The organism is Labrys neptuniae (genome assembly GCF_040797145.1).
In the GTDB taxonomy this organism is placed as follows: domain Bacteria; phylum Pseudomonadota; class Alphaproteobacteria; order Rhizobiales; family Labraceae; genus Labrys; species Labrys neptuniae.
In genome coordinates, this window is the sequence record NZ_JBFNQD010000008.1 from 171,381 (window position 1) to 197,578 (window position 26,198).

General features: G+C 64.6%; 25 protein-coding genes. 11 read left to right on the forward strand and 14 right to left on the reverse strand.

What is annotated here, in order from left to right; translation table 11 throughout:
- Positions 1 to 24: 24 nt before the first annotated feature.
- The 4 genes from ABXS05_RS22140 to ABXS05_RS22155 all read right to left on the reverse strand — a co-directional run bounded on the left by ABXS05_RS22140 (position 25) and on the right by ABXS05_RS22155 (position 4,175).
- A complete protein-coding gene (locus ABXS05_RS22140) occupies positions 25 to 1,362 on the reverse strand; it encodes a cytosine deaminase (protein WP_367625420.1) in 1,338 nt (445 codons plus the stop codon).
- Between the two features lie 2 nt (positions 1,363 to 1,364).
- Positions 1,365 to 2,204, reverse strand: a complete 840-nt coding sequence (locus ABXS05_RS22145) for an ABC transporter permease (RefSeq protein WP_311940078.1) — start codon at positions 2,202 to 2,204, stop codon at positions 1,365 to 1,367.
- A gap of 35 nt (positions 2,205 to 2,239) precedes the next feature.
- Entirely contained in the window at positions 2,240 to 3,034 is a 795-nt protein-coding gene (locus tag ABXS05_RS22150; RefSeq protein WP_367625421.1) for an ABC transporter ATP-binding protein, read from the reverse strand.
- Between the two features lie 124 nt (positions 3,035 to 3,158).
- A complete protein-coding gene (locus ABXS05_RS22155) occupies positions 3,159 to 4,175 on the reverse strand; it encodes an ABC transporter substrate-binding protein (protein ID WP_311940074.1) in 1,017 nt (338 codons plus the stop codon).
- 147 nt (positions 4,176 to 4,322) lie between these two features.
- Between ABXS05_RS22155 and ABXS05_RS22160 the strand changes: the two genes are divergently transcribed.
- The 9 genes from ABXS05_RS22160 (at position 4,323) to ABXS05_RS22200 (ending at position 12,718) form a co-directional block, all read left to right on the forward strand.
- Positions 4,323 to 4,709, forward strand: coding sequence for a RidA family protein (locus tag ABXS05_RS22160; protein WP_311940073.1), 387 nt, complete (start codon positions 4,323 to 4,325; stop codon positions 4,707 to 4,709).
- A 222-nt stretch (positions 4,710 to 4,931) separates the two neighbouring features.
- The gene (locus ABXS05_RS22165; RefSeq protein ID WP_311940155.1) at positions 4,932 to 5,789 is read left to right on the forward strand and encodes a LysR substrate-binding domain-containing protein; all 858 of its coding nucleotides are present in this window, start codon (positions 4,932 to 4,934) and stop codon (positions 5,787 to 5,789) included.
- 424 nt (positions 5,790 to 6,213) lie between these two features.
- Positions 6,214 to 7,248, forward strand: a complete 1,035-nt coding sequence (locus tag ABXS05_RS22170; protein WP_437178691.1) for an ABC transporter substrate-binding protein — start codon at positions 6,214 to 6,216, stop codon at positions 7,246 to 7,248.
- Positions 7,249 to 7,545: 297 nt separating this feature from the next.
- Complete coding sequence (locus tag ABXS05_RS22175) at positions 7,546 to 8,436, forward strand: ABC transporter permease (protein WP_367625423.1); 891 nt, start codon at positions 7,546 to 7,548, stop codon at positions 8,434 to 8,436.
- Positions 8,433 to 9,269: an ABC transporter permease gene (locus ABXS05_RS22180; protein ID WP_367625424.1), complete on the forward strand. Its 837-nt coding sequence runs from the start codon at positions 8,433 to 8,435 to the stop codon at positions 9,267 to 9,269. The genes ABXS05_RS22175 and ABXS05_RS22180 overlap by 4 nt, the downstream gene beginning before the upstream one ends.
- Positions 9,270 to 9,281: 12 nt before the next feature.
- Positions 9,282 to 10,373 carry an ABC transporter ATP-binding protein gene (locus tag ABXS05_RS22185; RefSeq protein WP_311940066.1) on the forward strand — a complete coding sequence of 364 codons (1,092 nt, stop codon included), beginning with the start codon at positions 9,282 to 9,284 and terminating at the stop codon, positions 10,371 to 10,373.
- A gap of 48 nt (positions 10,374 to 10,421) precedes the next feature.
- Positions 10,422 to 11,213, forward strand: a complete 792-nt coding sequence (locus ABXS05_RS22190) for a transporter substrate-binding domain-containing protein (protein WP_149252043.1) — start codon at positions 10,422 to 10,424, stop codon at positions 11,211 to 11,213.
- A gap of 198 nt (positions 11,214 to 11,411) precedes the next feature.
- Positions 11,412 to 12,080 (forward strand): amino acid ABC transporter permease, encoded by a 669-nt coding sequence (locus ABXS05_RS22195; RefSeq protein WP_367625425.1) that lies wholly within the window; start codon positions 11,412 to 11,414, stop codon positions 12,078 to 12,080.
- The gene (locus tag ABXS05_RS22200) at positions 12,077 to 12,718 is read left to right on the forward strand and encodes an amino acid ABC transporter permease (protein ID WP_311940062.1); all 642 of its coding nucleotides are present in this window, start codon (positions 12,077 to 12,079) and stop codon (positions 12,716 to 12,718) included. Before ABXS05_RS22195 ends, ABXS05_RS22200 begins: the two co-directional genes overlap by 4 nt.
- 27 nt (positions 12,719 to 12,745) lie before the next feature.
- Here the strand turns inward: ABXS05_RS22200 and ABXS05_RS22205 are convergent, their stop codons facing one another.
- The gene (locus tag ABXS05_RS22205) at positions 12,746 to 13,519 is read right to left on the reverse strand and encodes a siderophore-interacting protein (RefSeq protein WP_367625426.1); all 774 of its coding nucleotides are present in this window, start codon (positions 13,517 to 13,519) and stop codon (positions 12,746 to 12,748) included.
- A 24-nt stretch (positions 13,520 to 13,543) separates the two neighbouring features.
- A complete protein-coding gene (locus ABXS05_RS22210) occupies positions 13,544 to 14,983 on the reverse strand; it encodes an MFS transporter (RefSeq protein WP_311940059.1) in 1,440 nt (479 codons plus the stop codon).
- Positions 14,984 to 15,136: 153 nt separating this feature from the next.
- On the opposite strand from ABXS05_RS22210, the gene ABXS05_RS22215 reads away from it, so the two are divergent.
- Entirely contained in the window at positions 15,137 to 16,048 is a 912-nt protein-coding gene (locus ABXS05_RS22215; protein ID WP_367625427.1) for a LysR family transcriptional regulator, read from the forward strand.
- A 60-nt stretch (positions 16,049 to 16,108) separates the two neighbouring features.
- On the opposite strand, the gene ABXS05_RS22220 is transcribed toward ABXS05_RS22215, so the two are convergent.
- From ABXS05_RS22220 to ABXS05_RS22230, 3 genes are all read right to left on the reverse strand, one after another.
- Positions 16,109 to 16,372 (reverse strand): hypothetical protein, encoded by a 264-nt coding sequence (locus ABXS05_RS22220; RefSeq protein ID WP_311940055.1) that lies wholly within the window; start codon positions 16,370 to 16,372, stop codon positions 16,109 to 16,111.
- A 1-nt stretch (position 16,373) separates the two neighbouring features.
- Entirely contained in the window at positions 16,374 to 17,384 is a 1,011-nt protein-coding gene (locus ABXS05_RS22225; protein ID WP_376717723.1) for a WD40 repeat domain-containing protein, read from the reverse strand.
- A 188-nt stretch (positions 17,385 to 17,572) separates the two neighbouring features.
- Positions 17,573 to 18,634 carry a CobW family GTP-binding protein gene (locus tag ABXS05_RS22230; RefSeq protein ID WP_311940052.1) on the reverse strand — a complete coding sequence of 354 codons (1,062 nt, stop codon included), beginning with the start codon at positions 18,632 to 18,634 and terminating at the stop codon, positions 17,573 to 17,575.
- A 359-nt stretch (positions 18,635 to 18,993) separates the two neighbouring features.
- Here ABXS05_RS22230 and ABXS05_RS22235 point away from each other — a divergent pair, with 359 nt between their 5' ends.
- Positions 18,994 to 20,403 carry a hypothetical protein gene (locus tag ABXS05_RS22235; protein ID WP_367625428.1) on the forward strand — a complete coding sequence of 470 codons (1,410 nt, stop codon included), beginning with the start codon at positions 18,994 to 18,996 and terminating at the stop codon, positions 20,401 to 20,403.
- Positions 20,404 to 20,574: 171 nt separating this feature from the next.
- Here the strand turns inward: ABXS05_RS22235 and ABXS05_RS22240 are convergent, their stop codons facing one another.
- From ABXS05_RS22240 to ABXS05_RS22260, 5 genes are all read right to left on the reverse strand, one after another.
- Positions 20,575 to 21,444, reverse strand: coding sequence for a tetratricopeptide repeat protein (locus tag ABXS05_RS22240; protein ID WP_311940048.1), 870 nt, complete (start codon positions 21,442 to 21,444; stop codon positions 20,575 to 20,577).
- Positions 21,445 to 21,896: 452 nt separating this feature from the next.
- The gene (rpsU, locus tag ABXS05_RS22245; protein ID WP_068285423.1) at positions 21,897 to 22,130 is read right to left on the reverse strand and encodes a 30S ribosomal protein S21; all 234 of its coding nucleotides are present in this window, start codon (positions 22,128 to 22,130) and stop codon (positions 21,897 to 21,899) included.
- 150 nt (positions 22,131 to 22,280) lie between these two features.
- Positions 22,281 to 23,363 (reverse strand): 5-(carboxyamino)imidazole ribonucleotide synthase, encoded by a 1,083-nt coding sequence (locus tag ABXS05_RS22250; RefSeq protein WP_367625429.1) that lies wholly within the window; start codon positions 23,361 to 23,363, stop codon positions 22,281 to 22,283.
- Positions 23,360 to 23,884, reverse strand: coding sequence for a 5-(carboxyamino)imidazole ribonucleotide mutase (purE, locus tag ABXS05_RS22255; RefSeq protein ID WP_311940044.1), 525 nt, complete (start codon positions 23,882 to 23,884; stop codon positions 23,360 to 23,362). The genes ABXS05_RS22250 and purE overlap by 4 nt, the downstream gene beginning before the upstream one ends.
- A 560-nt stretch (positions 23,885 to 24,444) precedes the next feature.
- Entirely contained in the window at positions 24,445 to 26,040 is a 1,596-nt protein-coding gene (locus ABXS05_RS22260; RefSeq protein ID WP_367625430.1) for an OpgD/OpgG family glucan biosynthesis protein, read from the reverse strand.
- Between the last annotated feature and the right edge of the window lie 158 nt (positions 26,041 to 26,198).

Here is a 26,198-nt window from a genome sequence, read left to right on the forward strand (position 1 = left end):
CTTCAGACCCGCCGATTCGAGCGATCAGGGGTGGTGGGAAGCAGGCGGGTCTGAAGACCCGCCCCCCAGCACCGCGTCTAGCTCTTCATAGTCCGGCAAAGTGGTGTCGATGGCCCGGCCATCGCGCACCACGATGCGGTCGGCCTGCGGGCGGGACAGCAGTTCCGTCCAGGTCCTGGCCTTGAACAGCACGAAATCGGCCGGTCCCCCGACGCGCAGCCGGCCGGCATCGATGCCCATCACCGAGGCCGGCGTCGCCGTGATGGCCTTGGGCCAGTCGCCGAAGGGATGGTCGAGATGGGCCACGCGCGTCGCCTCGCGGAAGACCTCGAGGGCATCGAGATCGCCATAGGCATAGAAGGGGTCGCGGGTGTTGTCGGAGGAGACCGCGACATCAACCCCCGCAGCCTTCAATTCGTGCAGCAGCGTCACGCCGCGCGAGCGCGGGGTGCGGCCGGGAACACGATCCTGAAGATAGAGATTGCACATCGGCAGCGACACCACGGCGATGCCGGCTTCGGCCACCTTGTCGATGGTGGCCTTGATCTCGTCCTCCTCCTGCCGGGCGAGGGAACAGCAATGGCCGACCGTGACCTTGCCGGCGAAGCGATGGCGCAGGGCCGCCTCGGCGACGTGGCGCAGGGAACGGGCGGTGGGGTCCTGGGTCTCGTCAACGTGGAAATCGAGGTCGAAGCCATTATCGGCGGCGAGACGGAACAGCGTGTCCAGGCCCTGGTCAAGCTCCGGCACCATATAGGTGACGCCGCCCAGGATGCCGTCATGTGCGCGCAGGGCTGCGATGATGTCCGACATATGCGCACGATCGGCCACGTGCTCGATGGAGAACAGCGCCACCGCCTGCAGCTCGATACGGCCGGCCCATTTTTCCCGCATGTCGGTAAGGACCGGCCAGGAAATGCCGATCTGCTTGCCGATCGAATCGAGATGGGTGCGGATGGCCGACGTGCCGTGCGCATAGGCGCAGCGCAGCGAGAAATCCATGCGGGCGGCGACGTCGGCGGCCGACCAATTGGCTTCGCGATCCAGGGTGACGTTGTCGAGCGCGCCGAAGAAGGTGCCGTCGGGATTGCGGCGACGCGGCCAGATATGGCCCTTGTCGAGATGGGTGTGCAGTTCCACGAAGCTCGGAAAGACCATGCCGGTCGAGAGCGCGTCGGACGGGCCTGTCACGGCCTCGATCGCCTCGATGCGTCCGTCGGCGACGGTGAGGCATATGCGCGCCAGGCCGTCCTGGTCGATGCCGGCAAGCCGCTGCGGCACCAGGCAGGCCGGCACGCTGGCCTCGACCGCCCAGCGGCCGGTGGGCGGGATCTTTGCAGCAGTCTGGGCGGATCTGGACACGATCAGTTTTCCCGCTTCAGTGCGCTCTCATGCCATTTGTACAGCATGAGATGCGACAGATAGGACAGGGCGAGGAAGATGGCGATGCCGCTCAGCGACAGCAGCACCAGCGCGGCATAGGCTCGCGGATAGGCAAAATAGCGCGGCGCGAGATAGATGATATAGCCAAGCCCGCCGCGGGCGCCGCCCGCGCCGGTGGCAAGCTCCGACACCACGGCGCCGATCAGCGACAGGCCGCCGGCAATGCGTACGCCGCCGAGGAAATAGGGCAGGGCGCCGCGCAGCCGCAGCAGCCATAGCTTCTGCCAGGACGAAGCGCGGTAGAGCTCGAACAGATTGAGCAGATTATGGTCGGTCGAGCGCAGGCCGATCAGCGTGTTGGCGAGCACCGGGAAGAAGGCGACGAGCCACACGCAGATCAAGAGCACGGTGGCCTGCGAGAAGATCACCAGCAAGAGTGGCGCCAGGGCCAGGACCGGCGTGACCTGCAGGATGATGGCATAGGGATAGAGCGTATATTCGACCAGCCGCGACAGCGAGAACAGGATGGCCAGGCACACCCCGCCCACCACCGCGAGTACGAAGCCTTTCAGCGTTACTTCCAGGGTGAAGAGCCAGGCCGGCCCCAGTGTTTCCCATTCGCGGAAAAAGGCCGCCCAGATCTCGCTGGGAGCGGGCACCACCTTCATCGGCGTGAGACCGGCCGCCACGCAATATTCCCAGGCCCCCAGCACCACCACCAGAAAGGCGAGCGGCAGCAGCCATTTCAGCAGGGCTGGCGGGCCCCGGCGGGATGCTGCAGAAGGGGCGGCGGCATCGCCCGCTGAACTGATCGCGCTCATCCTGTTCCTGCCCTCCTGATCCAAATCTCTCGCGATCAATGCCCGTCGACGGTCTCGGCGGCCTTGCCGATGGCCGAGGTCAGCGCGGCGGAGGCCTGGCGGCAATAGTCGACATAGATGGGCGTGGTGCGGAAGGCCGCGCCGCGCGGGCGTTCGGCATCGATGGTGAGTTCGGCGAAGGCCCGTCCCGGCCGGGCCGCCATCACCACGATGCGGTCGGAAATATAGACGCTTTCGAACACCGAATGGGTGACGAACACCACCGTCCAGCCGAGTTCGCCTTGCAGGCGCATCAGGTCGTCGTTGAGTTTCTGGCGTGTGATCTCGTCCAGCGCAGCGAAGGGTTCGTCCATGAGGAGGAGCCTGGGGCGGGTCACCATGGCGCGGGCGATCGAGACGCGCATGCGCATGCCGCCGGAGAGTTCGCGCGGATAGGCATCGGCGAAGGCGGCCAAGCCGACGCTTTCGAGGGCCTGCATGACCGGATCCCGGACGACCTTTCGCGATACGCCCTTGAGGCGCGCGGGCAGCCAGACATTGTCGAAGACGCTGGCCCAGGGCATCAGCGTCGGTTCCTGGAAGACGAAACCGACGTCGCGGGAATGGTCCGCTCCGCCATCCGCCCAGACCACGCTGCCGCTCGAGGCCTCGCCCAGCCCGGCGATGATGCGTAGCGCCGTCGACTTGCCGCAGCCCGAAGGTCCCAGCAGAGAGAGGATCTCACCCTGGCGAATGTCGAGGTCGAGATGCTGGAGCGCGGTCGTGCCCGAGGAGAAGGTCTTGCCCACGTCGCGCAGCGAGACGACGGTCGGGCGGGCCGGAGGGTTCAAGATGGACCTCCGGTACGTTGGCTTGGCCTGTCGCCTCGGCGAGATGGCCCTTTATTGCCGGGGCAGCGCCACCCCGACCGGGAGGCGTGGCGGAACTCTGCCGGTAACACTCGACCCAACATCGTCACTTCTTGATCAGGTCGGAGCCGACATTCTTGTTCACGAATTTCAGCGTGTAGGCCTTCTTGTAGTCGAAATCGGGCTTGTAGAGGCCGACGGCGACCATCTTGTCGAAGAAGGACTTCATATGCTCGTCGGTCATGGCGCCGATGCCGCTTTTCTCGGCGTCACCCGACATGACGATGCCATAGGCCTTGATCTGCTTGACGGCGAAGGCGAGGTTCTCGTCGGTCATGTCGGGATTGTCCTTCTGGATCGCCGCATTGCCGAGCTTGTTGTCGCCGTAGAGATAGGTGGCCCAGCCGATCGCCGAGGCATCGACGAATTTCTGCACCACGTCAGGCTTGGCATCGATGATGTCCTGACGGGTGACGATCAGGGTCGAATAGGTGTTCCAGCCCTGGTCTGCGATCAGGAATACATTGGGCTTGAAGCCGCCGCCCTTTTCCACCTGGAGGGGCTCGGACGCCACATAGCCTTGCTGGACCGAACCCTTGTCGGCGATGAAGGGGCCGGGATTGAAGTCATAGGGCTTGACGGCCTCGTCGGTGAAGCCGAAGGCCGCCTTCATCCAGGCATAGCCGGTGGCCTGGAAATCGGGGCCGATGAAAATGGTCTTGGCCTTCTTCAAATCCTCCCAGCTGTCGAGGCCGACGCCGGGATGCGTCATCAGGATCTGCGGGTCCTTCTGGAAGGTCGCGGCCACCGCGACGAGGGGAACCCCCTCCTTGGCGGCTGAAAAGACCTCGACCAGATTGCCGCCCATATAGAAGTCGTTCTTGCCGGCGACCAGGGCAGTGGCGTTGTTGGCGGTCGGTCCCCCCTGCACGATCTCGACGTCGAGGCCGAACTTCTTGTAGGTGCCGTCGGCCACGGCCTGATAGTAGCCGCCATGCTCGCCCTGGGCCAGCCAGTTGGTGCCGAAGCGTACCTTCACCAGTTCCTCGGCACAGGCGGCGTTCAGGTTGGCAAAAAACACGGCCGTCGCTGCAAGCACGGCGGTCTTGAGCATGCTGTTCATTCCTGTCGCCTCTGTTCGGTTTCGTCTTGGGAGTTACTGGTATCGGATTGCCGCAACGCCGGTGCCCGATTGTTAGCGCCAATTCACGCTTGCACAAGTCGTGATCACGATTAATTTTGCGCCGGCCAGATTTTCGAAGGACCCGCCATGCTTCGCGCCGTCACACCGTCCTCGCTGCGGGCTCCCTTCGCCCGCTACAGCCACGCCATGGAGGTGCCGGCCGGCGCCCGCATGCTATTTTGTTCCGGTCAGCTCGGCATCGGCCCGGACGAGTCGATTCCGGAGGGGGCCGAAGCACAGGCCAGGCTGATCTTCAAGGCGATCGAGACGATCCTGGCCGAGGCCGGCATGGCGCTCGCCGATATCGTCAGGATCAATGCCTATGTCACCGGTCGCGAGCACATGGCAGGTTATATGAAGGCCCGTGATGCGGTGGTGGCCGATCCGCCGCCCGCCTCCACCCTGATGATCGTCTCGGGCTTCACGCGGGAAGAGTTCAAGGTCGAGGTGGAGGTGGTGGCGGCAAAGGCGTGAGAGCCGAGGGAGGCAGCCGGTCGCCATAGGCCCTTGTGATTTTCGATCGGTATGGAACAATGCCCACAAGCGTCCTGGGCCTTGAAAGGGCCGGCCGGCACAGGCGGGGACGCCAGACCAGGGGATCGAAAGCATGGACCACCCTATCCGGCGCCCCGCGGCGCACGTGCCGCCGTCATGCGTCCCGCCCATCCGGCTTGCCGGCTCTGCGCCCCACTCCGCATGCTGAACCTCGATCCCTACCTGCTTCGCGCCTTTCTCTCCGTCGCCGAAGTGGGGACGGTGAACGGCGCGGCGCTGTCGCTGCATCGCACGCAGGCCGCGGTCAGCATGCAGATCCGCAAGCTCGAAGCCCTGGTTGGCTCGGACCTGTTCGAGCGCAGCCCCAAGGGGCTGACGCTGACCGCGGACGGGCTCCTCCTGGTGCCCTATGCCCGCGAGATCCTCACCTTGACCGACGAGGTCGGCAAGCGCCTGAACGGACGGCAGATCGAGGGGCGCATCCGCCTCGGCGTGGTCGAGGATTTCGCCGCCACCCGGCTGATCGAGATTCTCCGCGATTTCCGTGACAAGAATGCCCGGGTCGACATCGACATCCTGGTCGAATCCAATGCGCGGCTGGCCGCCATGCTGGAGAATGACGAACTCGACATCGCTGTCTGCGATACCAGCCGCTGCAGCCGCAAGCCGGCGCATGTGTGGAACGAATATCTGCACTGGGTCGGGCGCTCCGACATCGAGTTCACGCCGGACACGCCGCTGCCCGTGATCATGTTCGTGGAAAGCTGTCCCTGGCGCGGACCGGCCATGGCGACGCTGGCCATGCGCAACCGCAACTGGCGCATCGTCTGCGAGGCCTCGACTTTGGTGGCGATGGCGACGGCGGTGCGCGTGGGCATCGGCATCGGTCCGATGATTGCGGCGACCATTCCCGAGGGCTGCCGTGCCCTCGACAAGACCATCGACATGCCGGGCTCGGCCCGGGTCGATATCGGTCTCTATGTCCGCAGCGGCGCGCGCGAGGAATCGCGTTTCCTGGCCGATTTCGTGCTGCGCCAGGTCGAGCTCGGCCACGCCTGAGCTGTTTTCAATAGGCGACCCGAGCTCGATAAGATCGCCACGAGAAGTCGAGCTCGCACACGCCTGATATCGATCTGGGCGAATGTTTTGTCATCCCCGGCCGAGCGAAGCGAGGGGAAGGGGATCCAGGGGCTAAGGTATTGAAACCGTTGGCCGCTGGATCCCCTTCCCGAGGCCTGTGGCCTCGCCGGGGACGACAAACAGACACTCGGTATCGTCGGTATGAGACAATCCGCATGTCCGGGGGCATTCAGCAACGCTTATACCCTCACGCGAATTATCCGGCTACCGCAGGCGGCCTTTTTCGGGCCCCCTTGGCCTCGCCTGAACCTGTCCATAACAGTCGATCCACGACGAGGACATGGTGATCGCTACCGAGGGGAACATCATGGTCGAACTGTCGCGCAGGAACCTGCTCGCTCTCATGGGCTCGCTGAGCCTGCCCGCCCTGCTGGGGCAGGCCGCACCGGCCCGGGCCGCCGGCACCAAGCTGACCGCCGTCGAATGGGGCGGCGACGTCGTCAAGGCGATGAAGGAAATCGCCGCCCAGCAAAGCGCAGCCGAGATCGACTGGGTGCTGCACCAGGGCGGCGCCGCCGCCATCCTGCCCAAGATCAAGGCGATCTGGCCACGCACCGATTTCGACTATGTCGCCGGCTGGGAAGGTTCCTTCAACTCGATGATCAAGGAAGACTGGCTGGAGACCGTCAACCCGGCCGACATTCCCAATCTCGCCGACATCCCCGCCAAGATGATCATCAAGAACGACAAGGGTGGCATCATGGCGGTGCCGCGCGCCGTCGGCGGCATGTATTTCGGCTATCGCACCGACACCGTGCCGATGCCGGTCACCAAGATCGACGACCTGTTCGATCCTAAGCTGAAGGGCGCCATCTGCTGGCCGGGCCCGACCCAGAGCATGATGCTGCAGATCGTGGCGCTGGCCCTGCATGGCGGCGGCGACGAGAAGAACATGGAACCGGGCTGGAAGCTGATGGCGGAGTTGGCCAAGTCCGGCAATATCGGCCGCATCGCGGTGACCGATGTCGACTTCACCAATTCCTTCACCGCGGGCGAGACCTCGGTCGGCTTCTTCGCCGAACCGAGCTGGGCGGCGGTCGCCAAGAACTTCCCGGTGACCCGCCTGACCAAGCAGAAGGGCATGGCGACCTTCCTCTATCAGAGCGGCTTTGCCGTGCTGAAGAACCGGCCCAACCTCAAGGCGACGCTGGACTTCATCAATTTCGCCATCAGCCCGGCTATGAACACGCTCTACGCCAAGGTTGCGGGCGAAGCGCCGCTCAACGCCAAGGCCGAGAAGCCCGAGAATCTCAAGCATCTCATCTTCACGCCGGCCGAAATGGACGAGTTCGTCCATGTGCCCGACTACAATGTGGTGCTCTCCAACCAGGACGCCTGGGCCAAGCGCTGGGAAGCCGACATCGCCCCGCTGCTGTGAAGTAACTTCGAGTGGGCGCATCGGAATCGATCTCCGGCCTAGTAGGCAACAGCCTTGCGGGTCGCGCGAGATGACGGACTTAACGAAAGAGTGCGGCGCGTGTGTGCCCCTCGCCCCGTCCTTACGGGGAGAGGATAGAGGTGAGGGGCTTCGCAAAGCGCTTAATCACTAAGGTCACGCTGCCCCTCATCCCTACCTTCTCCCCGTAAGGACGGGGCGAAGGGGTGGCTGGCGTCGCGACCATGAAGCCAGCCCTTACCTCCGGATTGCCCGCTCCGTCTGCAGGAGGATTTCGCCTTGTCGGCCTCAGCCCTTTCGACGGCCAGCCCCACGACGTCATCGCCCAATCGTGGCGCGATACTGCTGCTCGTGCCGGCGCTTGCCGTCTTCGCATTGATCTTCGCCGCGCCGCTAATCGATCTCGCGCTGGAGAGCTTCCGGCAATTCGTGCCGGGCCGCATCGGCTCAGCGGCGGATTCGCCCTTCGTGCTCGACAATTACCGCGAGCTGGTCAGCCCGTCCTTCGCGGGCGTGCTGGTGGAGACCTTCCGCATCAGCGTCGCCGCCTCGCTGGTCGGCCTCATCATCGCCTTCCCGATCGCCTATGGCATCGTGCGCCGCTTCTCGCCGCGCGGCCGGGTCGCCTGCATCGGCCTGATGATCACGCTGGTGCTGCTCTCCATGCTGGTGCGCACCTATGCGCTGGAGCTGACCTTCGGCTCGGTCGGCATTATCAGGCCGCTGCTGACCCTGCTCGGCATCGCGCCCACCAGCCGCTGGTATATCGAGACCCTGGTCGGGGCAGGGCTCCTGCATGCGGTGATCCCGATCAGCGTGTTGACCTTGATGGGCACGGTGCAGAATCTCGACCCGCGCCTGATCGATGCCGCCCAGTCTCTGGGGGCGCCGGCCTGGCGCGCGCATCTCGACATCACCCTGCGGCGCAGCCTGCCGGCGCTGGTGTCGTCCTTCCTGGTCTCGCTGACCTTCTCGATCAGCGCCTTCGTCATTCCGATGGTGCTCGGCAAGGGGCGGGTGCTCTTCATCTCCAACGTGATCTACAACCGCTTCAGCGACGTCTCCAACTATCCCAGCGGCGCCGCCGTCTCGATCACCATGCTGATCCTGACCCTGATCGTCGTCTATCTGGTCTCGCTCGTGCAGCATGGCCGGAGGAAAAGCGCATGACCGCTGACAGCAATGCCAAAATGTGGGGCGATCGCCTCGCCATCACCGGCACCAACATCGTGATCGGGCTCGGCCTGGTCTTCCTGATCGTGCCGCTGCTGGTGGCGGGGCTGCTCGCCTTCGACGCCCGCGACTATCTCGGGCCGCTGCCGCCGCCAGGCCTGTCGCTGCACTGGTTCGAAAAGCTGTTCTCGCAGGATTATGTCGTGGCGGGCTTGACGACCAGCCTCGAGATCGCCGTGCTGGCGACCGTCATCAACGTGGTGATCGGCACCGCGGCGGCGGTCGGGCTCGACCGTGGCGAGTTCCGCGGCAAGGGCGTGATCATGGGGGCCTTCCTGTCGCCGCTGATTGTGCCGGCGGTGGTGACGGGTTTCGCCTTGCTGCTGTTCCTCTCCAAGATCGGCGTGGTCAGCGGCTTTCCGCGCCTGCTGGCCGGACACGTCATCATCACGCTGCCCTATGCCCTGCGCGCCACCTTGGCGAGCCTGGTCGGCCGCGACAGGCGCCTGACCGAGGCTGCCCTGATCCTGGGGGCCACGGAGAAGCAGGCCTTCTGGAGCGTCACCCTGCCCCTGATCCGCACCGGAATCGTCACCGGAGCCGTCTTCACCTTCGCGATCTCGATGGACGACGTCGCCGTCAGCCTCTTCCTCACCGATCCCACCACCTACACGCTGCCGGTGGCGCTGGTGAGCAATATGCGGGCCTCCTTCGACCTCACCATCGCGGCCGCCGCCGTGCTGCTGGTCGGCATTACGGCCGTCCTCATCATCATCCTCGAACGCCTCGTCGGTTTCGACCGGCTGATCGGGCAGGGCATGTTCAGGTAACAGGAGCCAGACATGGCGAACTCCGTGGAATTCATCAATGCCGTCAAGCATTTCGGCGATGTGACGGCGGTCGACGGCGTTTCCTTCTCGATCGCCGGCGGCGAGACCGTCGCCCTGCTCGGCCCGAGCGGCTGCGGCAAGACCACCATCCTGCGCATCATCGCCGGTTTCGAACGGCCCGATTCCGGCGTGGTGCGCATTGCCGGCGAGGACGTCACCCGGCTCCGGCCCTATCAGCGCAATGTCGGCCTCCTGTTCCAGCATTATGCGCTGTTCCCGCACATGACCATCGCCGAGAACGTCGCCTATGGGCTGCGCTACCGGGGCTGCCCGCGCAACGAGATCGACGACCGCGTCGCCCAGATGCTGGAGCTGGTGCGCCTGCCGGATTTCGGCCATCGCAAGCCCCATCAGCTTTCGGGCGGCCAGCAGCAGCGCGTCGCCCTGGCCCGCGCCCTGGCCACGCGCCCCGGCCTGGTCCTGCTCGACGAGCCGCTCTCCGCCCTCGATGCCAAATTGCGCCAGGAGTTGCGGGCCGAGCTCAAGCAGGTGCTCGCCGCCGTCGACGCCACCACCATCGTGGTCACCCATGACCAGGAGGAGGCGATGAGCCTGGGCGAGCGGGTCTTCGTGATGAAGAGCGGCACGATCGTGCAGGCCGGCCCGCCCAACGAGGTCTATGGCCAGCCGCGCTCGCGCTTCGTGGCCGAATTCATGGGCCGGGCCAACTGGTTCCGCGGCCGCCTGGAAGCCCATGGCAACGGGCTTGCCGCCTTTGTCGGCGCCAATGGCATGAAGCTGGTGGTCTCCACCTTCGACGATGCCGCCGGGCGCGGGGAGGTGGATCTGTGCGTGCGGCCAGAAAGCATTGATCTGATGCCGTTGCAGGCCGCAGCCACTTCCGGTGAGCGCAACCGCATTCCCGGCCAGGTGCTGGAGGTTACGCCGCTCGGCGCCATGCGGCAGATCCTCGTCGAACTGCAGGGCGGCGGGCAGGTGCTTGCCGTCCAGCCCAACCGTAGCGGCGAGGCGCACGGCCCCGGGCAGCCTGTGATCGTCGGCCTGCCGGCGGAGGGCTGCGTGGTCGTGCCGGTCGCCGCCTGAGCCTTTGTCTGCCGTTACCATCAACCATCCAGAGAAAGGAACGACATCATGATCCTTCGCAACATCCTGCGCGCGGCTGCCCTGACGGCCGCCCTGTTCGCGGGCAGCCTCGCCGCCAAGGCCGATGCGCTCGACGACATCACCAAGGCCGGCGTGATCAATGTCGGCGTCTTCGCCGACTTCCCGCCCTTCTCCTCGGTCAATCCCGACATGAGCCTGAAGGGCTATGACATCGACGTCGCGCAGATCCTCGCCGACGGACTGAAGGTCAAGCTCAACCTGGTCAGCGTGACCGGCCAGAACCGCATTCCCTTCCTGACCGAAAAGCGCGTCGACCTCCTGATGAGCGTCGGCTACAGCGCCGAACGCGAGAAGGTGGTCGACTATGTCTCGGCCTACGCGCCCTATTATATCGCCGTGATCGGCCCGCAGGCCCTCAAGGTCAGCGGCAAGGAAGACCTGGCCGACAAGTCCATCGCCGTCAATCGCGGCACGCTGGAGGACACCTCCCTGACGGCAGTGGTGCCTGCATCGGCCGATGTCCGCCGCTTCGACAACTATAACTCGGTGATCCAGGCCTTCCTCTCCGGCCAGGCCCAGGTGATGGTGGTCGGCAACGATGTCGGCTCGCAGGTGCTGGCCAAGCGGGTGGACCTCAAGCCCGAGCAGAAGTTCCAGCTTTTGTCCTCGCCCGACCATATCGCCATCAACAAGAACGAACCGCGCCTCAAGCAGGCTCTCAATGACGCGGTCGCCAAGCTGCTGGCGGATGGCAAGCTCAACGAGATCTCGGTGAAGTGGTTGCAGAAGCCGCTCGACCCCAAGGATCTCAAGGACTGATGCCAAGGCAGATGTTCGATCTGTCATCCCCGGCGGGCCAAAGGCCCGGAAAGGGGATCCAAGGGCCAACGTCGTCGCGATTGCCCCTGGATTCCCTTCCCCCCGCCTTCGGCGATGCCGGGAATGACGAAGACATCGGTGGATCGGTCAAATGCACAGCCGTCGGTGCGGCGCGGCTTTGAGGGGAAGGGCCTTGTAATGGGCAGTAGTCTCGACTTCGGCTGGCTCGGCGAGGCCTTCGCCGCAATCGCAAGGGGGGCGGGGATCACGATCCTGATGATCCTGGTCTCGGCCCTGCTCGGCATCATCCTCAGCGTTCTCGGGGCGGCCGCCCGGCGCAGCCGCCAGGCGCCGTTGCGCTATGCGGTGACTGCCTATGTGGAGCTGATCCGCAACACGCCCTTCATCGTGCAGATGTTCTTCATCTTCTTCGGGCTGCCGACAGTGGGCATCCTGCTCAATCCCCTGGTGGTCGCCATCCTGGCTGTCACTATCAACCTCACGGCCTATGGCATCGAGATCGTCGGGGCGGGGCTCGATGCCGTTTCGCGAGGGCAGAAGGAGGCAGGGCTTGCGCTCGGCCTGCGCCCCCGCCAGGTCTTCGTCAAGATCGTGCTGTCTCAGGCCCTCAAGGTGATCTTTCCCGCGCTCAGCAGCCAGATCGTCATCATGATGCTGGAATCGGCCGCCGTCTCGCAGATCGCCGTGAAGGAGCTGACCTATGAGGCCGACCTCATCCAGGCCCGCACCTTCTTGCCGTTCGAGACCTATCTGGTGGTGGCCCTGATCTATCTGGTGCTGAGCATCGCCCTGCGGCGCCTGCTGCAGTTCGGCGGCCGTCGTTACCTGTTCGGAGGCTTGGCATGATCGAGTTCACCTTCTGGGACATTGCCCGCAACCTGATGCTGGCCGCCCGCTGGACCGTACTTCTCTCGATCGTCGCCTTCATCGGCGGCGGCCTGGTCGGCCTCGCCATTCTGATCGCGCGCATCGACCGTCGCAAATGGCTGAGCCGACCGGCCGAATGGTATATCGGGCTGTTCCAGGGCACGCCGCTCCTGCTCCAGCTCTTCCTGGTCTTCTTCGGCCTGCCGCGCATCGGCCTGCGCATCGATCCCTGGCTGACGGCGGTGCTCGGCCTCACCCTGTGCGCCAGCGCCTTCCTGGCCGAGATCTGGCGTGGCGGCGTCGAAGCCCTGCCGCGCGGCCAGTGGGAGGCGAGCGCGAGCCTCGGCCTGCACTATTGGCGGCAGTTGCGCCTGATTGTCTTGCCGCAAGTGCTCTCGATGACGCGCGCTCCGACCGTCGGCTTCCTGGTGCAGCTGGTGAAGAGCACGGCGCTGACCTCGATCATCGGCTTCGAGGAATTGCTGCGCACGGCCAACGCCATCAACAACGCCACCTTCCAGCCCTTCACCGTCTATGGCTTCGTGGCGCTGATCTTCTTCGTGATCTGCTTCCCGCTGACGCGCTATGTCGATGCACTGGAAAAGCGCAGGGCATAGAGTGGCGACACAAGCCGCCGTGCCGGCTCACTGGTCGCCGTCGCGATCCCGGAAATCGGTTTCGCCCTTCTTCCAGTAACCGGATGCGGTGATGCGGCGGCGATCGAGGCCGAGATCGAGCTGGAAGTGACGGCGCAGCGTGCGCACGGTGCCGGCTTCGGCAGCGAGCCATACCTGGCTCGCCTGCGGGGGCAGCACCGCCGCCATCATGGCATCCTGCAGAGCCGTGCCGACGCCGGCCGGCAAGCCGTGGCGAGGCAGCCAGGTGAGATGAAGCTGCGCCTGCGTATGCAGGATCTGGATATCGGCGGGATCGGGGATTTCGACGAAAGCCTCCACCGTGAGACCCGCCGGCAACGCCTCGATGATGGCACCGATGGCCGGCAGGGCGGTCTCGTCGCCGCCGATCAGGAGATGGCGCAACTCGGGCTCGAGCCGGAAGCCGCTGCGAGGCCCGGCGATCTGGATGACGTCGCCGGGTTTTGCCTGTGCGGCCCAGAGCGAGCAGGGGCCATCGCCATGCAGGACGAAGTCGATATCCATCTCACCCTCGGCCTGGCGGAAGGCGCGGATGGTATAGGCGCGGCCGCTCGGCCGTTCCAAACCGGGCGTCGGTACGAAGACCTTCACCCATTGGGCGGGCTTGTTTGCCAGAAAATGCACCAGGGCCGTGCTCGCGAGGGTGATGCGCTGCATATGCGGGGTCAGTTGCCTGGTGGTGCGGACTTCGGCGACGTGCAGGCGGCGCTCGGGCGAAACCGGACGCGCTTCGGTCCGTTCATCGATGTCATGGGGTGTCATGGCTGTTGTCCTGTGGGAGGAAGGTCAGGCGCGGCGACGGCGGAGCGTGGCGAGCGCCAGGAGGAGGGCCAGGACGCCCATGGCGCCGCCCCATTCGAAAACGATGCGCATGCCGTGGGCGATGGCCTCGGGCGCAGCGGTGGCGCTGTCGCCGCCGACCGCCAGGGCGAAGACGGCCCCCATCAGCGAGGCGCCGGTGACCAGGCCGAGATTGCGCGAGAGCGCCAGCAGCCCGGAGACGAGGCCGCGCTGTTCGGGGCGGGCATCGGCCATCACCGCCGTGTTGTTCGGCGTCTGGAAGAAGGCGAGGCCGATGCTGATCAGCAGGATGGCGGCGATATAGACCGGCAAGCCGTTGCTCACCGTGAGCTGGGCCATGCCGAAGGTGCCGACGGTGAACAGGCCGATGCCGGCCACCATGGTTTTTCGAGCGCCGAAACGGTCGGCGACGTAACCGGCGGGAACGCCCATCAGCGCCGCGGCTATCGGGCCGACGGTCATCGCCATGCCGACGCTGCGCGTATCCAGGCCGGCGACCTTGGCGAGGAAGAAGGGGCCGAGCACCAGTGTCGCCATCATCACGGCATAGATCAGCACGCTCATCGCCATGCTGGCCGACAGCAGCAGATTGCGGAACATCGCAAGACGCAGCAGCGGCGTGGCCGTTTTGACCTGGGCGGCAAGGAAGAGCACCAGGCCGGCAAGCGCGGCGACGATCAACTGCAGGACCAGCGGGTCGGCAAAGCCGCGCGAACCGGACAGGGTCATGGCCAGGCAATAGGCGGCGAGCGTGGCGGCGAACAGCGCCGTGCCGAGCCAGTCGAAGCGGGTGGCGGGCATCGGGTGCCTCGGCGCATCGACGGCCGTGGGCAGATAGCGGCTGATCAGCACGAAAGCCAGCAGGCCGAAGGGCAGGTTGAGCCAGAACATCGCCGGCCAGCCGAAGGCGGCCAGCGCCAGCGAGCCGAGCGAGGGGCCGAGCGCGATGCCGAACGAGACCATGGTGGAGAGCACGCCCATGGCAAAGCCGGTGCGTCCCCGCGGGAAGACCTCGCCGACAAAGGCGAAGGACAGGGCCATGATGACGGCGCCGCCGAGCCCTTGCACGGCTCGCCCTGCGATGAGCACGGGCAGGCTGGGCGCCAGGGCGCAGGCGACCGAGGCCGCCATGAAGATGACGAGACCGGCCAGATAGAGCCGCTTCTTGCCGAGCTGGTCGCCGAAGCGGCCGACGCCGACGATCAGGGCGGTGACGACGAGCAGATAGCTCACCACCACCCATTGCACCGCCCCGAAGGAGGTGCCGAACGCCGTCACCATATGCGGCAGGCCGACATTGACGATGCCGGTGCCGAGCTGGGAGAGCAGGATGGCGAGGGACAGGCCGGTGAGCACAAGGCCGCTGCGAAGAGGCCGGTGGGGTACTGCCCGGGCGGCGGGATGGGAATGAAGGGCTTGATTCATGATGGACCGCGCATTCGAGGCTCCGAGGGGAGCGGTGAGCCCGGGCGAGGCCGGGCTGATGTCGATCCGTTTGTAGGTGCCTTCAAATGATGCATACAGTGCAATGATGGAAATGTATGATTGCATCATATGCATTTATGGATATCGATTCCGATGAACCGTCCTGCCTCTGTCACGCCGTCGTCCCTGGTGGACATGAACCTTCTGGTCGCCCTCGATGCCCTGCTCTCGGAGGGCAGCGTGGCCGGTGCGGCGCAGCGCATGAATCTCAGTGCCCCTGCCATGAGCCGCCAGCTCACCCGCATCCGCCATTTGCTGCGTGACCCCGTGCTGGTGCGGGCCGGGCGCAGCCTCGTGCCGACCCCGCGTGCCGAGGCATTGCGCGAGCGCCTGCGGCGCCTGGTGCTCGATGCGGAGGCGGTGATCCGCGGCGAGGGGGAGATCGATCCGGCGATGTTGGAGCGCAGTTTCTGCCTGCGCACCAATGACGGCTTCGTCGCTGCCTTCGGCGCGGCGATCGCCACGACCCTGGCGCGCGAGGCGCCGAAGGTCAGGGTGCGCTTTGCACCGCAGGGCAAGGAGGATGTTGCACCGCTGCGCGAAGGCAGCGTCGATCTGGACATCGGCGTCATCGGCGCCATGGGGCCGGAGGTTCGGCTCCAGGCCCTGCTGCATGATCGCTTCGTCGGGGTGATCAGGCAGGGCCATCCGCTGGCTGGCGGGCCGGTGACACCTGAGGCTTTCGCGCGCTTTCCCCACGTCTCCGTCTCGCGGCGCGGGCGCTTCGAGGGGCCGGTGGATACGGGGCTTGCCGTTCTGGGTTTCACGCGTACCGTTTCGGTCGCCGTCGCCAATTTTGCCGATGCGCTGACGCTGGTGCGCTCGAGCGATCACATCGCCTGCGTCGCCGCACGCCTGACCGAGCCGCTGCGCGACGGCATGGTCACTTTCGACCTGCCGGTGAAGACCGACGCCGTCGCCATCTCCATGGCCTGGCACCCACGCTTCGATGCCGACCCGGCCCATCGCTGGTTGAGGTCGCGCGTCAGGGCCTGCGTCCGCTGATCCAGAGGCATGCGGCCTGGCTTGCGATTCCAGGGAACGCCATGCCGAGCGATGCCCACCCTATCCGGCCAGCGCCTGTTCGACCTGGACTCGCTCGACCTCGACAAGCGGCGCCAGCACCTTGTAGGCCTTGGTCTTGACGCCCGGCTGCATCACCAGGATCACCGTCTCGGTTCCCGGGCAGGCGGCGTCCCCGCACTGGATTTCGCTGACGGAGATAGTGGTGTCCTCGCCGAGATCCAGGATCTCCCGCACCATCTGCTTGATGGCGGCGGCCTTGTCGCGGTCGGCCTGGCTGGGTTTGCGGAACAGGCCGAACACCACCTCAGGCGGCTCCGGGCAGAGTAAGGATGCCGGCGGCGCCATCCTCGGCGCCGAGGGCGAGCTGGGCGCCGGTCTTGTCCCAGGCAAGTGCCGTGATGCCTGATCCGGGCATGGCGCGGCGCACCAGGATTTCGGAGGCGTCCGTCAGGCGGCAGAGCAGCACGCAGCCGTCCTCATAGCCGAGCGCCAGCACCAGCGCCTTGGGGTGGAAGGCGACCCGAGTCACCTTGGCATGGCGGATGCCGCATTCGCGCGGCGCCTTGCCCATCGGGCCGTCCTTGCTCTGGAAGGGCCAGACGATGCCGGCATCGGCGCCCGAGGTCGCCAGCCAGTTGCCGTCATGCGACCAGGAGAAGGAGCGCGTCTTGGAGGGATAGCCCGACATGCGCATGTGCTTCTTCTCGGCGACCGTCCAGCCATGCAGGGTGTTTTCCTGCATGGAGGTGACGATGAAGCGGTTGTCGGGCGAAATCGTGATGTCGAGGTGGCTGCCCTTCCATTCGTAGAATTCAGGCGCTGCGCTCGAATTGGGGAACCAGGCCGAGACGCCGTTGTAATGGGCGATGGCGAGGCGGTAGCCCTTGGGCATGAAGGCCAGGCCCCGCACGCTGGACGGTGCCGTCCACTGCTTCACATTGCCCTTTTCGTCGCGGGCATAGACGGCTTTGCCCGCCGACCAGGCCGTGGCGCCGCCTGCGGATACCGCCACCGCATCGATCCATTTGTTGCCGGCTTGCCCGACCTGGCTGATCTCGCCATTGGCAGAGAGCGCCATGATGCGCCCGTCGTCGCCGCCGGCCACCAGCATATTGGCATTGGCGGTGACGGCGAGTAGGCCGGCATCGCCGAACAGGGCATCGCGCTTCTCTTCACCGATCTCCGCCCTGAGCACGGTGCCGTCGGCCAAGGCGAAGACGGGCGTGCGGCTCAGCCAATGGCAGGCCAGCACATGGCTGCCGGCCTCGATCGGGGTGACACTTTCGGACAGCGAGGGGAAGGAGGTGGTATTCAAGGCGGGGCTCATGGACAAGAGGCGGGGATGTTGTGGGGTTGCGCGGCGATTCACCCCTCATCCCCCTGCCGGGACCTTCTCCCGCGAGGGGAGAAGGAGTTTGATTCGGCTCGACACATCCCATTGAAATCCCTTCTCCCCTTGCGGGAGAAGGTGGCGGAAGCCGGATGAGGGGTGCAATCTCCTCCCTACGCCGCGCAGGCTTTGAAACCCTTCTCGAGTTCGTCGCGGTTGAGGTTGTGCCCGATGAAGACCAGGCGCGACTCGCGCTTTTCGTCCGGCTTCCAGTCGCGCTGGAGGTCGCCGTCCACGATCATGTGGACACCCTGCAGCACGAAGCGGCGCGGTTCGTCCTTGAAGGCGAGGATGCCCTTCCAGCGCAGCAGGCTCGGGCCTTCGCTCTGGGCGATGCGGTCGATCCAGGGCATGAACTTGGCCGGGTCGACATCGCCGTCGATCTTCAGCGACAGGGATTGCATGGTCTCGTCGTGATAGTGCTTCAGGCCGTGATCATGGTGATGATGGTGGTCATGGCCGTGATGATGATCATGGTCGTGGTCATGGTCATGCTCGTCGACCTCGAGGAAGGCGGGCTCCAGGTCGAGGATGCGGTCGAGGTCGAAGGCGTTGCGGCCGAGCACGTCCGCGATCGCCACGTTGGAGCGCGTCGCCTTGTGCAGCTTGGCATAGGGATTGAGGGCGCGGATGCGCATCTCGACCTCATGCAGCTCCGGCGCCGTGACGAGATCGGTCTTGTTCAGGACGATGACGTCGGCGAAGGCGATCTGGTTCTTGGCCTCGGGCGCGTCCTTGAGGCGATCCTTCAGCCATTTGGCGTCGGCCACGGTGACCACGGCGTCGAGGCGGGTCTTCTCGGCGACGTCCTGGTCGACGAAGAAGGTCTGGGCCACCGGTGCCGGATCGGCCAGGCCCGTGGTCTCCACCAGGATGGCGTCGAACTTGCCCTTGCGCTTCAGGAGGCCGTCGATGATGCGGATGAGGTCGCCGCGCACCGTGCAGCACACGCAGCCATTGTTCATCTCGAAGACTTCTTCGTCGGCGTCGACGATGAGGTCGTTGTCGATGCCGATTTCGCCGAATTCGTTGACGATGACGGCGAAACGCTGGCCGTGCGGCTCGGTCAGGATGCGGTTGAGCAGGGTGGTCTTGCCGGCGCCGAGATAGCCGGTGAGAACGGTAACGGGAATCTTGTCGGACGTCTTATCCTGCGAGGCAATCGTATCGGCCATGGCAATCTCCGGAGCGCAGGCGCGCTCTTCAGCAAAGAACAGGCGCGCGGCAAGGGGCGCTGCTACCCCGCCGCATTCGCTCAGCCTTATATTGGATCGATGCCGTCGGATGTAAGCCCCAAAGTGCGATTCTTCCCGCCGCTTCGAAGATGGAGCGTGGGTTGCCGTTCCCTTGTTTTGGGAAGCGCCTACACCCTATAGGCTCTGGGAACGGCGCAGCACACATGGCTATACTGCATTGCTCGACGGACTGCGGGTGTCGTGCAGGATCTGGGCCATGATGCATCCTTCGATTCAGCCAAAATGAACCGATGAGAATAGCGACCATCCACGATATCTTTCGTTCCAGCGTGCTCGGCATGCCGGAGGCCGATCCCGTCATCGGCCACTGGTTCTACAATCGGTTTCTCCAGATTTTGAGGCCGCTTCGAATCGAGGTCGAGCGTGTCTCAATCCTGGCGAATGGCGAGCCTTCCCTGCTCGAGGACCTCGTGGCCCGGCATGGGTGGTCGCGGGACAAGAAGGGCTGGGCGCATGTCTTTTCCCACCCGGATGTCGCCGGCCTGATCATGCCGACACTCGAGCGGCTCCGGACATTCGACCTGGTGCTGGGATTCGAGATGCCTCCCAATTTGATCCGCGCTCTCCATGCCAACGGACAAAGACTGGTTGATATCTCGGTCGATCCCATCCGCTTCTGCGAGGATTTGTTTCTGCGCATGCGCAGCAACGACCCCCTGCTTCAGGCGCGGCTGGCCGAACAATCCGCGCCATCCGCACAGATCGCTGCCGGCGCGGCGGAGCTCAAAGCCCGAATGCAGCCGTTGCCTGCCCAGCCAGAGGCCATCGTGTTCGCAGGACAGGTTCCCGATGACAGCAGCCTGATTGCCGGGAGCCGCATTCAAAGCGCAGCGCCTTTTGCCGATCGATTGAACGAGATTGCCGCCGGACGCCACATTCTGCTGAAGCCGCATCCCTACGCGCCCGGCAATCCCGACCTTGCCATGCTGCATCGCGCTTTGCCCATTAGCCGCTTCACGCGCGACAACATCTACGCCTTGATGGCGGCTCCCTGGCTTGGGGCCATCGTCACCCTTTCATCGAGCGTGGCGACGGAAGCCGCGTATTTCGACAAGCCTGCCATCCGGCTGATCAAGCCCGATGTGGAGTTTGTCGAGCCCGACGTGATCGGCCCGTTCCAGCGCATCGACGGCAGGGCTGCGAGCGCGCCTTTCTGGGGGGACCTGCTCGATCAAGCCGTTCAGATGCCGAGCCGAGTATCCCCGCTTCCCCCGCTGCGTCATCTGTTCGGGGCAAACTGGGGGCTGCCGCGGCCCATGACGGCCATTGCCCCCTTGCCGCTTTCGCGAGGCGAAACGACGACGAATATCCAGCCCTATTGCGTATTCGGCTGGAGCGGAACGGAACCGGATGGCGTCTGGAGCGATGGAGCCTTGGCGGTTCTTCAGCTGCCCGCCTGTATTGACGGGCTGGCATCGACACTGGTTCTGACGCTGAATGCGTTCGCGCCGGATGCGGCCCACCGACAGGAACTGACGATTTCATCACCGTCCGTTGGCTTCATCGAGAAAATCATATTGGCAACCGCAGAAATACGCGAATTGCGGATTCCGCTTCCGCCGGCACCGGTCGGTTCGATGCTGGAAATTTCGATCGGCATGGACACCGCGATCAGCCCGAAGGAACTCGGCATCGGTCCGGACGAACGCCGCCTCGGCATCAAGCTGCGTCGAATGGCGATTGCCTGAGACCTGCCGTCACATGGCCATCGGCCAGCAATGGGGGCTTCGAAAACTGCGTGGCGAAGCTGCACAGCCGATCGGTCCTTGCGATCGGATCGACGGCAAAGTGACACCTTCCCCGAGGCCGGGGAAGGCTCGTAGTGCCTCTTTCGGCGTGGTCTAAGCCTGCCGCCGCCGTCAGGCGCCGCCGCCGAGACGGCTGAGGCCGCTCTTGGCCGCAGCATTGCTCGAATCGATCGCCAGCGCGCGCTGGAAGCTCTCGCGTGCCTTCTGGGTGTCGTTCAAGCCGGCCTGGGCATAGCCGCGGCCGGCCCAGGAGGCGGCATTGCGGTTGTTGATCTGCAGGGCCTGGTCGAAGTCGGACAGCGCCTCCTTGTATTTCTGCAGCTGCAGATAGGAGCTGCCGCGCGAATAATAGGGGGCTTCGGCGCGCGGATCGTTGGAGATCGCCGAGGTGAAGTCGTCGATCGCCACTTCATGATTGCCGCCGGCCTGGCGGATCAGGCCGCGATTGTAATAGGCCTCGGCCGTTTCGGGCTTGATCTTGATGGCCTTGTCATAGTCGGCCATGGCTTGCTGGGTCTGGCCCTGCAGGCGGTAGATATTGCCGCGGCCGACATAGGCGGGCGCATAGTTGGGATCGTTGGTGATCACCTGGCTGTAATCGGCCATCGCCTGGGCGGTCTGGCCGGTCTTGCGGTAGACCAGAGCGCGGTTGGCCAGGGCCTGCACGAAATTCGGGTCGATCTGCAGCGCGCGGTTGAAGTCGGAAATGGCCGGTCCGTACTGGTTGGAACGGGCATAGGCCGAGCCGCGCATGTTCCAGGCTTCCGGATCGTTGGGATTCTTTTCGATCACCGAGGAAAGCGAACCGATGTCGGCGGATGCCACCTGACGGCTGCTGGCATCGCCATCATCGCCACCGCCGCCGGTGGAGGCGCAGCCGACCAGGCCGAGGCCCGCAACGCCCAGCATCAGGAGCGCGGCAATGCGGGAGATGGAGGTTCTGGCTGGGGGCTCTGCCGTGGTTGTCGTGGAAAGTGTCATCTTGTCGGTCCGGGTCCATCGAGACGAATTTACAAGGGGGCCGTAAATCTGGCCAAGGTCCAACTGCTGCCCAATCCTACCGGTCCTATCCCGGCGCCCGCAATGCCGGTGTTCGGCATTGCGGCGATGCGCATCAGCGGACAGGACGGAAACTGAGCCATGGTGGTCCGGACAGATTGGAAAAAGCGATACGGGGTGCAATCTGCCGGATTAACCTTGCCGGAAAGTAAAGCCTCTCCGCCCATCTGCCCGTTGACGATGGGCCGCGCCCGCGAAAGCAAAGTGCGTTCAAGCGAAAACGCTCCTTTGCGCGAGTTCGTCGTTCGAATGCGCGTGTGCGGCTCCTGCTGATTCCACCGGGTGGCGAAACGCCATGGGCAACACAAACGCAAACGCCCGGCCAAATTGCCCGGGCGTTCGTCCCAACCAGTCAATGGCTCGGAGAATCAGACTTACTTCTTCACAACGCGGGGCGTTGCGGGAATCAGGCCTTCGCGCTGCAGCTTCTTGCGGGCCAGCTTGCGAGCGCGGCGAACGGCCTCGGCAGCCTCGCGGGCGCGCTTCTCGGACGGCTTCTCGTAATGGCCGCGCAGCTTCATTTCACGGAAGATGCCTTCACGCTGCATCTTCTTCTTGAGCGCCTTCAGCGCCTGATCAACATTGTTATCGCGAACGAGAACCTGCACGCGTGCTGTCCTATTATCCTGGTGTGAATCGCTGCGGCGGCTTGGCAACAGAGAGACCCGGTGCCAAGGCACCGCCGAATTTGGAAGCGGCGTCATAACAGAAGGGATCGCCGCTGTCCATATTGATTAGCATGGATTGGTGAGATCCAATTAGCGGGACCTTGGGCTGATCCGGGTGACATGGCCCATTTTCCGGCCGGGACGCGCTTCACGCTTGCCGTAGAGATGCACCGAGGCGTTCGGTTCGGCGGCCAGACCCTGCCAGGAATGCACGCTGTCGCCGATCAGATTGGTCATCACGGCATCGGAATGGCGTTCGGTTGAACCGAGCGGCCAGCCACAGACGGCGCGCACGTGATTCTCGAACTGGCTGACCAGGCAGGCGTCCTGCGTCCAGTGCCCGGAATTGTGCACGCGCGGGGCGATTTCGTTGACCAGGACCTGGCGGTCCGAGGTGACGAACATTTCGACGGCGAGCACGCCGACATAATCGAGGGCTGCGATGATCCGGGCTGCGATGTCGCGGGCCTCGACCTCGACCAGGGCTGAAAAGTGCGAAGGCACGATCGACTGGTCGAGAATGTGGTCGTGATGCAGATTTTCGGTGAGGTCGTAAGTGCGCACGGCCCCGTCGTCGGCCCGGACGGCGATCACCGAGACTTCCGTCTCGAAGGGGACGAAGGCCTCCAGGATGGCGAGCTGGCCGCCCATGCGCGCCAGTGCTTCGGAGAGGTCGTTGCCGGGGCGGATGATGGTCTGACCCTTGCCGTCATAGCCGAAGCGCCGGGTCTTGAGCACGCTGGGCCGGCCCAGGGCCGCAACAGCGGAAGCAAGGTCGGCATGGCTGTCGACGGCCCGGAATTCGGCGGTGCCGATACCGAGCGAACGCACGAAGCTCTTTTCCGTCAGGCGGTCCGCTGTGGTTTCCAGCGCCCGCACGGCGGGCAGGACCGGCCGGGCTGCGGAGAGGATGGCGGCCGTGGCGGCAGGGATGTTCTCGAACTCGTAGGTGATGGCGTCGACGCTTTCAGCGAATGCCGCCAACGCCGCCTCGTCCTCATAGGCCGCGCAGGTGAAGCGCTCGGCGACCTGGAAGGCAGGGCTGGTATTGTCGGGGCAATAGATGTGGCAGCGAATGCCGAGCTGGCTGGCCGCCAGGGCCAGCATGCGGCCGAGCTGACCGCCACCGAGAATGCCGAGCATGCCGCCCGGGCCGACACGTACCGCATTCATGCCTTCACCGTGTCGTCGGAAACGGGGTGATCGGCGACCGCGGCCGTCTGGGCGGCGCGCCAGCGCTCGAGCCGCGTCGCCAGGGCTTCGTCGCCGAGGGCGAGCACGGCGGCTGCAAGCAGGGCGGCGTTGACGGCACCAGCCCGTCCGATCGCCAGGGTGCCCACCGGTATGCCGGCGGGCATCTGCACGATGGAATGCAGGCTGTCGACGCCGGACAATGCCTTGGATTCGACAGGGACGCCGAAGACGGGCAGGGGGGTCAGGGCCGCGGCCATGCCGGGCAGATGGGCCGCTCCGCCGGCGCCGGCGATGACCAGCTTGAAGCCTTTCCCCTTGGCCGATTTGGCGAAGTCGTAGAGGCGGTCCGGCGTGCGGTGCGCCGAGACGATGCGAGCTTCATAACCGATGCCGAGCGTGTCCAGAGTCTGCGCCGCGTGACGCATCGTGGCCCAATCGGACTGACTTCCCATGATGATGGCGACAGGTACGGCCTGCCCCGCCGCGGTGCTGGATGGCATCGGGACTCCCTTCGGTAAAAGGGGTGTCTAGAGCAAGACGCCGTTTTTGGGAAGGTGGCAACTCGTTACACGCTTGAGCCGCGCCTCAGCCCTATCGCGAGACACTCTCGTCGTCTGCAAAAGCTCTCGGGATCTGCCGGAGCTGACATGTCAAATCCCAGCCGGAAGGTCTGTGCCTCGGATCAAACCAGCCTGCTCCTTTCGCCACCTGAGTTTTTCGAAAATCGATCGCTGATTGAACCAGCTGATCTTCATATCCGAATTCGACACCGCAGCATGAGCAGATTTCATAGGTCGGACTGCGGCCGTCGTGGCCATATTGGGCATAGGGCTGCTCGAGACCGCAGACATGGCAGAAATTGGTGGGCTTGCATATCACTGTGTGAAGGTCGGACCTCTACTCGAGAGCGATATGCCTGGCGCCCGTCGTTTTATTCAAACCAGGGAGAGGCCCTTGCCTCAGGCTATCACGCAATCGACATTGCGCGATTTCTTCTTTTTCAGCAATGGCTTCCGGGGATTTGCCCCGGAAGCCAGCTGATGTCTCGGACCGTCCGCCGCTAGGCGAAGGGGTGGTACTGATAGAGCCAGGTCTCGCTCAGCACCTTGTCACCGAGCTTGAGATAGCAGCGCAGTTCCACCGGCTCCGGTCCGGTGGCGTGCAGGTCGAACTGGGCGCGCCAATGGCCGTTGATGCCGTCGGGCACCGCCTCGGTGAAGATATAGGACAGTTCGCCGCGCGAGGCCGTGATGATCGGCTCGGGCTTGACGCCATAGGGCAGGTCCTTGAGCGGGTCGCCGAGGAATTCGATCACGAATTTGCGCAGCCCCACCGGGCGCTGTGTGCCGGGATGGCCGCCATTGCCCAGCCTCGTCGCCACCACGCGGGCGAGATTGGTGGGGAAGGGCTCGTCCGCGGCCCAATGCAGGCGGTATTTCAGCGTGAATTGCTGGCCTGCCTTGACCGGATCCTTCGGCACCCACATCGCCACGACATTGTCGTGGATCTCGTCATTGGTGGGAATCTCGATGAGCTGGACGGTGCCTTCGCCGAACGGAGCCAGCGGCTCCACCCACAGCGAAGGGCGCAGATCATATTTGACGCCATCGAGATAGTGATCGAACAGGCGGTCGCGCTGCAGGAGGCCGAAGCCGCGCGGGTTGGTGTCGGTGAAGGTCGAGGTGGTGGTGGCCGGCACGTTGTTGAGCGGACGCCAGATATGCTCGCCGCCGCCCGTCCACATGGCCAGGCCGTCAGAATCGTGCACTTCGGGACGCCAGTCGATCGCGGTCTGCTTGGCCGTCTCGGAGAACCAGTACATCGAGGTCAGCGGCGTCAGGCCGAAGCGGCTGATGTCGTTGCGGGTGAAGACCTGTGCCTCGATGTCCATCAGCACGGCCTTGGAGCGCGTCATCAGGAAGGAGAAGGCACCGGCGACGGAGGGGCCGTCCAAGAGGGCATAGACCTTGACCTGGTCAGTGGAACCCGGGACCGCTTCCAGCCAGAACTCCTTGAAATCGGGGAATTCTTCCTGATGAGGCGGGTTGGGGTCGGCGGCATTGACAGCAAGGCCGCGGGCCGACAGGCCATATTGGTAGAGTTCGCCGATGGCGCGGAAATAGGAGGCGCCCAGGAAGGCGACCCAGTCGTTCTTCTTCCAGTCGACGGAGCCGGTGCGAGGCTCCTGGAAGCGAAAGCCGGCAAAGCCGACGCCGTCGGGCATGGCCTGGGCAGGGCTGTCCGGCGGCATGTCGAAGGAGGCCTTGCGGTAGATGATCTCGCTGGCGTTCTTGCCTTCGACCACATTGATGGTGACCTTCTTCTGGAAGAAGGTGCCGAGATGGAAGAAGGTGACCGGGAAGGGCGCCGGACCGTTGGCCCACAAGGCGTCTTCGGTCTTGAACTTGATCTTGCCGAGTTCCTCATAGGTCAGCTTGGAGGTGATATCCGGTGCCGGCTTCTCTGTCGGAACATAGGCCTCCATCGCCAGCTTCTTGGCGCGCTCGACCAGACCCTCGAAGGAGAAAGGCGCAGGCGGACCGAAGGTCAGCACGCCCTCGTCGGCGAATGCTGCGGTGGGAAGGCCCAGTGCCATCAGGGTCGAGAGACTTACGGCTCCCTGGAGGAAAAGCCGCCGGTCGAAAGCGTCGTTCATCAAAAAGTTCCTAACTTCTACTGCGTCCGCAAGCTAAACAGGGATTATCGCCTGTCAATGCCGTGGCGCTTCAAACCACGTCGATTTCGTGACAATAGATTAATTTGACTGATGATTTTGCGCAAAAAAGCGCAAAAGAGCCCAATAATCTTTCAAAA